Here is a 9955-nt window from a genome sequence, read left to right as displayed (position 1 = left end):
AAGATTCCAAGAAAAACTTCACGGCCTTTCCCCGATAGAATATCGGGAAAAGGCCGTGGCATAATACTCTTTTTATTTCTGTCTACTTGACAGGGAGATGACCAATCTCCCGTCTTTTTTTATGTGGATGTTGATGAGTGTAATAAACGATTATATGCTTTATAGGCTGTAGTGACTGCAAGGAATGAACCGATTAAAAATAATACTGAGCCGCCAAATGTAAATATCCGGCCAATATACGTCTCTCTAGCTTCTTCTATTTTTTGTTGTAATTGCGTATTCATATTGATCACCCCGTAAACTATAGGCATTTAGTTATAGTCTATGTAGAATGCCTATATTGTGTGAAGTGTAAATAAAAAACCTCGGTAGGCACCGAGGTTTTTTATAATCCGATATAAGGAGATGGGTCAACTGCGTTTGTCTTGCCGACATTCCATTCTCCAAGATGAAGTTCGAAGTGTAAATGTTGTCCGTATGATTGGCCCGTGTTCCCCATAAATCCAAGCTGATCGCCTTGTTTTACAGTTTGTCCATTCGATACAGAACGGCTATTCATATGAGCATATACTGTCGTATATGTTTTTCCGTTTATACGGTGAGATAAATACACTACGTTTCCGTAACTAGATGATAATTCTGAACGAATAACAACGCCATCTGCAGCGGCGATAATTGGAACCGTTCCCGAAGCAGCGATGTCAATTCCTTTATGGTTATCTAAAGAACGTACACCAAATCCGGAAGTTTTTGATCCAGCTGCTGGTTTGATAAAGCCACCGATATTTGTATCATGTGGTGTTGGGGCCGCTTGAGTTGCTTGAGCAGATTTAGTAGCTTGTTGTTTGCGAGCCTCTTCTGCCTGGCGAGCTTCTTCCGCTTTACGAGCTTCTTCGGCCCGTTTTTCTTCTTCAATTGCTTTTTGAACAGCTTGACGTTGATTTTCTAAAATGCCTTTGGATTCTTCTAATCCTTCAATCTCTGAATCTACTTTTGCTACTTTCGTATGTAGATCGTTAATAAGAGTTTGTTGCTGTTGTTGGTTATTTTGTAATTCTTGCTGTTTTTGTTCTAGTTTTTGCTCAGATTCTTTCAGTTGTTGTTCTTTTTTCTCAACAGCCTCTTTTTCTGACGTTACAGCATTTTGATCAGATGTTTGTTTTTTTACAATATCTGTATCGTTGTTTAATATTAAACTTACGGAGTACATATTATCAACAAGATCGGCAATATTTGAAGAATTTGTTAGTACCTCTGTAATGATATTTGTACGAGGTTTTTCTTGCATAGATTGTAATCGTTGTTTAATAACTTCCTGACGTGTATCTATGTTTGTTTGTAATTGTTCTATATGTTTCTTTTTGTCAGCAATTACTTGTTGAGTTTTGCTAATTTCTTTTTTTGTATCGTTTAATTCAGCTTCGTTTTTATTAATAGAAGTAGTTAATTCATCAATTTTCTTCTGTAATTCTTGAATTTCTTTTTCTATTTGTTCTTTCTCGACTGATTTATTTTGTAAGTCACTTTGTTTGCCTTCTAATTCAGATTGAATGTTAGATAATTTATCTTGATTTGTTTCAGCGTATACGGGTGAAAGTAACGGGGAAGCAAAAATCGTTCCTGCTGCTAAAACACTAAACGCTGCAAATTTCTTTTTCATAGTTGTCTGACTCCTTTCTCTATGAATGTTATATATCATAAGAAGAAGGGTGTCTATCGTTGTAATCATAATGTAAAGAAAATTTTATAAAATTGCTAAGTTTTGTCGGAATTTATCATTTTTCAACTGTAATTGTCATAATGCTTACATTTTATTCATATGCACATAAAGGTAAATTTTAGGATTCATCTGTAAAATGAAGGAGGAAAGTAATCGTTTTTATGAGGTGAAATATTACTTGGAAAGCTAATAAAACACTAGTGAGGAATCGTTCTCATGTTAGGTTTTCTGACATGGGTCTGCTTTTTGTCAAGAAAATTATTTATGTTCGGGCAAAGTTATTTTGTTGTCAGATTTAAATTTTTGATTTATGATTTTTAACAGGGACAAAATGTAGTGAATTGTCGAATAATATGTAATACTCTTAATTTCTTAGTTTTATAGAGATAGAATGAGAGATAGAGTGACACATCGAAGAGGGGGTTACAACAAATATGAAAAGAATAGGACTTGCATGGCAAATATTAATAGGGCTTGCGCTTGGTATTGCGGTTGGGGCGATTTTCTTTGATAATCCAGCTGTTGTGAAGTACTTACAACCAATTGGTGATATTTTCATCCGATTAATTAAAATGATCGTTGTACCGATTGTTGTAGCAAGTATTGTTGTTGGGGTTGCTGGTGTTGGCGATGTTAAAAAACTAGGTCGACTAGGCGGAAAAACAATTCTTTACTTTGAAATTATTACAACAATTGCAATTATTGTTGGTCTATTAATAGCGAATATTTTCCAACCAGGAAAAGGCGTAAATATGGAGCAGTTAACAAAGACAGATATTTCGAAATATACACATACGACAGAACAAGTACAAAGTCATTCATTTGCAGATACATTTGTAAATATTGTTCCAACGAACATTATGAAGTCGTTAGCTGACGGAGATATGCTTGCTATTATCTTCTTCTCTGTATTATTTGGTTTAGGTGTAGCAGCAATTGGTGAAAGAGGAAGACCAGTTCTTCAATTTTTCCAAGGTGTAGCTGACGCAATGTTTTACGTAACAAACCAAGTTATGAAATTTGCACCATTTGGTGTGTTTGCACTAATTGGTGTTACAGTTTCTACATTTGGTCTTGCTTCATTAATTCCATTAGGGAAATTACTAATTGTCGTATATGGAGCAATGATCTTCTTCGTCGTAGTTGTCTTAGGACTTACAGCGAAAATATTTGGAATCAACATTTTCCAATTCTTTAAGATTTTAAAAGACGAGCTGATCTTAGCGTATTCTACAGCAAGCTCAGAAACAGTTTTACCAAAAATCATGGAGAAAATGGAGAAATTCGGTTGTCCGAAAGCAATTACATCTTTCGTTATTCCGACAGGTTATTCATTTAACTTAGATGGATCAACTTTATATCAAGCAATTGCGGCTCTTTTCTTAGCACAAATGTACGGTATTGATTTATCTATTACACAACAAATTACATTATTGCTTGTATTAATGGTTACATCAAAAGGTATCGCAGGTGTACCGGGCGTATCATTCGTTGTATTATTAGCGACACTTGGTACAGTAGGTATTCCACCTGAAGGCTTAGCGTTCATTGCTGGTATTGACCGTATTTTAGATATGGCTCGTACAGCAGTTAACGTTGTAGGAAACTCTTTAGCAGCTGTAGTTATGTCTAAGTGGGAAGGTCAATATGACGCTGAAAAAGGACAAGCTTATTTAAAAGAGATTTCTGAAAAGGGTCAAGCGGCTTAATTATAATATGAACAAGCTCTCACATAATATGTGGGAGCTTTTCTGTATATAGAAGAGGAGCAGACATAATGAAACGTAAATATGGTGACGGTTCTTCGTGGAAGAGGCTAATAGAAAAGAGTTATACGGTTAAGCAAGTGGAAGAGGGAATGCTCGGAATACTGGATATAAAAAAGGTGAGAGAGCCTAGTTGTAAAGAATATGATGGTGAAGAACTTTGTATTGCAGCGGATCAGTATACGTGGATTCAATATTTCATAGACGGGAAAAACTTTGCGATTACCGCTATGTTAGATGATCAGAAAAAATTAGTGCAATATTATATCGATGTGGCGAAAGAATATAAAATAGACGATCGTGGTTTACCGTATTTTGATGATTTATATTTAGATGTAGTATTATTACCTAGCGGTAAGGTGTATGTATTAGATGAAGAGGAGCTAGAGGATGCTTATAAAAGTGGTGATGTCACGAAGGAAGAGTATGAGTTAGCTTGGTACACTACGAAATGGATATTAGCAACAATAAAAAATAATGAATTTTATTGGATTTCAATGTTGAAAGAAGAAATAGAAAAGTTAAAATGATTGTTGTATTCGAATTTTTGTATAATTACCAAAAAAATCTATACAAAAAATAATTGACTTTTGTTTTGTAAGCGAGTAAAGTTAGGAAAGAAATTATTATTAAAAAATAAATATGAAACCTTCTTATAAAGAGAGGCGGAGGGACTGGCCCTACGATGCCTCGGCAGCGGACTCGATTTCAGAGTGCTGTGCCAAATCCAGCAAGCGTGTGCTTGAAAGATGAGAAGAGTGTTTCTTATAGATGTATAAGACCTCTTCTCATCGGAAGAGGTCTTTTGTTATTCATTAGAAAAAGGTTGAAACTAGGGAGAGATGATACTTTGAAAGAAACGAGAGGAAATGGTTTAGCTTTATTACCACTTGGGATATTTTTGGCGCTATTTATTGGTTCTGGAATTATTACAGGTGATTTCTATAAATTGCCGATACTTGTAGCGATCTCAATTGCTGTAGGAGTCGCTTTAATGATGAATCGTCAAGAAAGTTTTAATGTGAAAGTAGAGCGGTTCGCTAAAGGTGCAGGAAATCCGGATATTATGATTATGGTATTAATTTTTGTGCTTGCAGGTGCATTTTCTGAAACTGCTAAAGGAATGGGCGGAGTAGACTCAACTGTTAATTTAGCATTAACTATTTTACCGCCAGGATTTATCGTAGCTGGAATCTTTGTTATTGGGGCATTTATTTCATTAGCGATGGGAACTTCAATGGGAACAATTGCAGCATTAGCGCCGATTGCTGTAGGTATTAGTGGTCAAACTGATATCTCAATTGCGCTTGCAATGGCTACTGTTGTTGGCGGAGCGATGTTTGGTGATAATTTATCATTTATTTCAGATACAACAATCGCAGCTGTTCGTTCACAAGGAACAGAAATGAAAGATAAGTTTAAAACGAACTTTTTAATTGTGTTACCAGCGGCTATTATTACAATTGTGCTATTAGTAATAGTTACTTCAGGAAGTGACACGCAAATTAAAGCACATAGCTTTGATTGGATAAAGATTTTACCGTACGCAGGAGTACTGATTACAGCGCTACTTGGCTGGAATGTACTTATTGTATTAACTGGTGGAACTGTACTATCTGGTGTTATCGGTCTTATAGATGGAAGTTACACGTTAGAAAGTTTCTTTAAAAGTGTAACGACTGGAATGGGCGGTATGATGGAGTTAGTATTACTTGCTATATTAATTGGCGGTATGGTTGAATTAATCCAATATAATGGTGGTATTCAATATTTAATGAATGTATTAACACGTAATATTCGTTCGAAAAAAGGAGCGGAATTTGGTATTGCTGGTTTAGTGAGTATGACGAATATGTGTACAGCGAATAATACGATTTCAATTATTTTTACAGGCCCGCTTGCAAAAAATATTGCAGATCAATATGAAATAGACCCTCGTAAATCAGCGAGTGTATTAGATCTTTTCTCATGTTGTGTGCAAGGATTAATTCCGTACGGTGCCCAAATGTTAACGGCAGCAGGATTTGCAGCGTTATCTCCAGTTGAATTGTTACCGTATGCATTTTATCCAATTTTAGTTGGAGTATGTGGGATTGTTTCTATTTTAATTGGGTTTCCAAGGTTTTCGAAAGTAGCTAAGAAAAAAGAGTATCATAAAACTGCTTAATTTAATATGAATGTTAGTAATTAAAAAACGTGCAGAGAATAGACTCTGCACGTTTTTTGCGTAAAGGGCTGAATATGACTCGGTCTTAAGTCTGAGTAGAAAACGGTTCTTAAGCTCGTTATGGAAAGATGAAAAAATAGTTAAGATAAGAGTATCAAATCGAAGGGAGGCAAGCACAAGATGAAACAATTTCTAGCGTTTATCGCAGCCGGTATTTTGGCTTTAATTGCTCTTGGTAGTCTTGCTGGTATTGTAGGATTCGCAATCGGAGCAGGAGTTGTATATTGGAGCTATAAATCATTTGTGCGAGCTAAATCATTTTTTGGAAAGTTAGCTTGGGGTATTGTTGGTTTAATCGGTTTATCCATTGCACTTTCTCATTCGCCAGCATTAATCGGTATCGCTGCTTTAGTGGTTTTATACTACGGATACCGTGAGTGGAAAAAAGAAAAAGATGTAGTTGTTGAATCTGCTCCAGAAAGTTCTAAATCATATAGCAACTTTGAAGATGAGTGGAACAAATTAATGAAAAACTAAAACAATAAATCAAATTATAATTAAAGTAGAAGAGAGGAAGATTTATAATGAAACAATCTTTATTCGGACGTGTACGCGATGCAATTTTAGCTGATTTTCATAACGTGTTAGATGAGAAGGAAAGAAAAAATCCAATTGCGATGTTAAACCAATATTTACGTGATAGTGAGCGTGAAATAACAAAAATTGAGAAGTTAATTGAGCGTCATAAAACATTAAAATCTAACTTTGCTCGTGAGCTTGAGCAAGCACGTTATTTCGTTAATAAAAGATCAAAGCAAGCTATCATTGCTCAAGAAGCAGGTGAATTACAATTGCACGAACGTGCGTTAGAAGAGGTAGCTTATTATGAAGGGCAAGTAACTCGATTAGAAGAAATGTATGCAGGTGTTGTAGAGCAAATTGATGAGTTAGAGCGTCGTCTTTCTGAAATGAAAAATAAATTAAAAGAAATGCACGCAAAGCGTATGGAACTAATGGCACGTGAAAATATGGCACATGCAAATCGTCGTATGAATACTGCGATGCATAAAATGGATGAAAATAATCCATTCTTACGATTTGAAGAGATTGAAGATCATATTCGTGAATTAGAAACTCGTATGAATGAAGAGCATGAGCGTGACACATTTGATATGAAAATTGCAAAACTTGAGCGTGAAATGAAAGAAAAGAATGATGTATCGTTAACGAAAGAGTTAACAAAATAATAGTAGTATATTATAAAACAGGCTTATGATATAGTGATAGGAGAAAAGGTGTTGGAAAGCAATGCCTTTTCTTCTATGTATATGTGACAAGAAGGGGGGAGCTGAAATGAAGAAACATTTTTCAAAGACACAATTAATGGGGATGCTCCTCATCATATTTGGGTTCGGTCTTTTTCTTGATATGATACTTGGACATTTTGAACCAGGTGGTCTCATTTTTGCATTTATTATGCTTATGTTTGGAAGGCATTATCGTAAAAAGAATCGTTATGTACGGGGAAATGTATTTTTATTTGTTGGTGGTATCGTATTTTTATTCTTCTTATTTTCATCAGCAGCATTTGTTCTTGTCGTATTTGCTTGTTTAGCTTTAATTGGTTATCAATTGATTCAACAAGGGCATCAGCAAAAAGCAATGAAGGTTGAAATTAAAGAAAAAGGGATGATAGACGAAGAGAAGCAAATATATCGTACAGAACCATATTTGAAAAATATGTTTGTAGGCAATGTGCGAATGATGGATCATATTTATGAACTTGAGGATATTAATGTTCAATATGGTGCTTGTGATGTGGAAATAGATTTAACAACTGCTATGATTCCAGAAGGGGAAACGGTAATTGTTATTCGAGGTGTCGTTGGTAATATTCGTTTATATGTGCCATATGATATTGAACTTTCTTTAAATCATTCTGTTATTGTCGGGCGTGTGCTCTTGCCAGGTCATGAAGAGACAGGGTTTAACCGCAATGTTACATTTAGAACAGAGCAGTATAAAGAGGCTCCACGACGTATTAAAATTATTTCTTCGCTTGTCGTAGGCGACACGGAAGTGAGGAAAGTATAATGAAGAAACAAAAAAATATTTCGTGGATGTATATTCGTTATTCTATGTTGTCCTCTGTTAGTATCGCACTCATTTGTACAATTGTATATGTATGGAAAAGCGAGCAACAAGTGTATGATTTATTATGGAAGGAATCCATCGCTTCTGTTCCAATTGGCTTGTTTATTATGACTACAAGTTTACTTATCGGGGGAATTGTAGGATATGCAATCGGTTACTATATAGAGCAGCGTATACAAGGATTAAATACGTTTCTATTTGAAGTAGAGCGAGGGAATTTTCCGAGCGATGTTTCGTTTACTGCAGATGATGAATTTCATGAAGTGGAACGAAAAGTAATCGTTCTGGCTCGTCGATTAGAGGAGCAAGCTGGACTCTTTCAAAAAGTAACGAATGAACGAGCTCATTGGAATGAAGAGATGAGACAAGAAGCGATTTCTCAAGAAAGGCATCGTTTAGCAAGGGAGTTGCATGATTCAGTAAGTCAGCAGCTTTTCGCAATGTCGATGATGATGTCAGCGATTAATGAACAAATAACTGAATTTCCAGATGTGACAAAAAAACAATTGCAACTTGTTGAAAATATGGTTGTAAATGCTCAATCAGAAATGAGAGCATTGCTCCTTCATTTACGTCCTGTACAATTGGAAGGTAAGAAACTGACAGAAGGTATAGAGGAATTATTAACGGAATTATCGCGAAAACAACATATGAAAATTGAATGGCTTATTGAGCCAATAGAATTAAAAAAAGGTGTAGAAGATCATTTATTCCGTATTGTGCAAGAAGCGCTATCAAACACGTTGCGACACGCGAAGGCAAAGAAAACAGAAGTGCGCCTTCGAAAAATTGATCAATATGCGATTTTAAAAATCATTGATGACGGCGTTGGGTTTGAAGTAGGGGTTAATAAGGCTGGTTCATATGGCCTAAGATCGATACAAGAGCGTGTTCATGAAATTGGTGGGACACTCAAGGTACTTAGTTTCCCGGCCAAAGGTACACAAATAGAAGTAAAAGTACCGATTATGATTGAGAGAGGAGGAGAAGTATGATAAAAGTATTGCTTGTCGATGATCATGAAATGGTTCGTATGGGTGTATCGGCATATTTATCTACACAGCCAGATATTGAAGTAGTAGGGGAAGCTGAGAATGGAAGAAAAGGATCAGAATTAGCATTGCAATTAAGGCCGGATATTATTTTAATGGACCTTGTTATGGATGAGATGGACGGTGTCGAAGCAACACGTGCTATTATTCAAGAATGGCCAGAAGCAAAAATTGTAGTTGTAACAAGCTTTTTAGATGACGAAAAATTGTATCCTGTTATTGAGGCTGGGGCGACCAGTTACTTATTAAAAACATCAAGAGCAAGTGATATTGCTGATGCTGTACGAGCTACTTATGATGGAGAAACAGTATTAGAGCCGAAAGTTACCGGGAAAATGATGTCCCGTATGCGTCAAAAGAAAGAGCAACCTTTGCATGATGATTTAACGGAAAGAGAGTTTGAGATTTTGTTATTAATCGCAGAGGGAAAAAGTAATCAAGAGATTGCGGACGAGTTATTTATTGCACTGAAAACGGTAAAGACACATGTGAGTAATATATTAAATAAATTGAATGTAAGTGACCGTACTCAGGCGGTTATTTATGCATTTAGGCATCAATTAACGAAGTGATAAAGTGAAACTTTAATCAGTGGGGAGGTTGTTCCTCCCCCACTGATTATCAGCCCTCACCAATCGGGCTTTTACGGGCAGTTAATGCGGGATAAAGTGAAACTTTAATTGGCGGGGAATTCCTCGCTGATTATTGGCTCGATACAATATAGATTTGGCGTTAAAACTATTGAATGTTTTTATTGAAGATAAAAAATGTAAGCGTTATCATTGAGGTGTTAACAGTACATATAAAGGGGAGAATGTATATGTTAGTTCAAACTATATTCGGAATGGATAAGTCTAAAAAATTAGGGGATTATGTGAACGCATTACAAGCGCTTTGTGAACAATATAATGTTGAAACAGATAAAATTGCGATTATTGAGGCTACAGAGGAATACTATTTATTTTTAGTAAAGCAAGAAGAGCACTATGATGTTGTCAAGGTAGAAACAGTTGATACGAATATTGAATATTATACGAAGGCTTATAAAATAAGCAGTTTTAATCATACTGCGTATCAAATGTAAAAAAACTCCCTT

11 protein-coding genes and 1 riboswitch are annotated in these 9955 nt (G+C 35.6%); of the genes, 9 read left to right on the top strand and 2 right to left on the bottom strand.

Features of this window, described 5'->3' with window-relative positions:
* Positions 1-119: 119 nt before the first annotated feature.
* On the bottom strand, positions 120-284 hold the full coding sequence (locus ES895_RS29480; protein WP_001096002.1) for a hypothetical protein: 165 nt from the start codon (positions 282-284) through the stop codon (positions 120-122).
* 101 nt (positions 285-385) lie between these two features.
* Positions 386-1660, bottom strand: a complete 1275-nt coding sequence (locus tag ES895_RS24150; protein WP_000726079.1) for a murein hydrolase activator EnvC family protein — start codon at positions 1658-1660, stop codon at positions 386-388.
* A 494-nt stretch (positions 1661-2154) separates the two neighbouring features.
* On the opposite strand from ES895_RS24150, the gene gltP reads away from it, so the two are divergent.
* From gltP to ES895_RS24105, 9 genes are all read left to right on the top strand, one after another.
* Entirely contained in the window at positions 2155-3429 is a 1275-nt protein-coding gene (gene gltP / locus ES895_RS24145; protein WP_000821131.1) for a glutamate/aspartate:proton symporter GltP, read from the top strand.
* A gap of 68 nt (positions 3430-3497) precedes the next feature.
* Entirely contained in the window at positions 3498-4016 is a 519-nt protein-coding gene (locus tag ES895_RS24140) for a ribonuclease FAU-1 family protein (RefSeq protein WP_000824661.1), read from the top strand.
* Positions 4017-4136: 120 nt separating this feature from the next.
* Positions 4137-4242: riboswitch (SAM riboswitch) on the top strand.
* Between the two features lie 94 nt (positions 4243-4336).
* Positions 4337-5653 (top strand): Na+/H+ antiporter NhaC family protein, encoded by a 1317-nt coding sequence (locus ES895_RS24135; RefSeq protein WP_000665487.1) that lies wholly within the window; start codon positions 4337-4339, stop codon positions 5651-5653.
* Between the two features lie 180 nt (positions 5654-5833).
* Positions 5834-6190 carry a lmo0954 family membrane protein gene (locus ES895_RS24130; protein WP_000808641.1) on the top strand — a complete coding sequence of 119 codons (357 nt, stop codon included), beginning with the start codon at positions 5834-5836 and terminating at the stop codon, positions 6188-6190.
* A 47-nt stretch (positions 6191-6237) separates the two neighbouring features.
* Positions 6238-6900 carry a PspA/IM30 family protein gene (locus tag ES895_RS24125; protein ID WP_000814130.1) on the top strand — a complete coding sequence of 221 codons (663 nt, stop codon included), beginning with the start codon at positions 6238-6240 and terminating at the stop codon, positions 6898-6900.
* A gap of 106 nt (positions 6901-7006) precedes the next feature.
* A complete protein-coding gene (gene liaF / locus ES895_RS24120; protein WP_000716096.1) occupies positions 7007-7747 on the top strand; it encodes a cell wall-active antibiotics response protein LiaF in 741 nt (246 codons plus the stop codon).
* Positions 7747-8802 (top strand): sensor histidine kinase, encoded by a 1056-nt coding sequence (locus tag ES895_RS24115; RefSeq protein WP_000744325.1) that lies wholly within the window; start codon positions 7747-7749, stop codon positions 8800-8802. Before liaF ends, ES895_RS24115 begins: the two co-directional genes overlap by 1 nt.
* Positions 8799-9431 (top strand): response regulator, encoded by a 633-nt coding sequence (locus tag ES895_RS24110; RefSeq protein ID WP_000598707.1) that lies wholly within the window; start codon positions 8799-8801, stop codon positions 9429-9431. Before ES895_RS24115 ends, ES895_RS24110 begins: the two co-directional genes overlap by 4 nt.
* A 173-nt stretch (positions 9432-9604) precedes the next feature.
* A complete protein-coding gene (locus ES895_RS24105; protein WP_135238707.1) occupies positions 9605-9943 on the top strand; it encodes a DUF3922 domain-containing protein in 339 nt (112 codons plus the stop codon).
* The last annotated feature ends 12 nt before the right edge of the window (positions 9944-9955 follow it).

Origin of the sequence: Bacillus sp. 007/AIA-02/001 (assembly GCF_004634455.1) — a bacterium.
Taxonomy (GTDB): domain Bacteria; phylum Bacillota; class Bacilli; order Bacillales; family Bacillaceae_G; genus Bacillus_A; species Bacillus_A cereus.
Note: the sequence above shows the minus strand (reverse complement) of the source record. Positions and strands in the feature narration are given on the sequence as shown.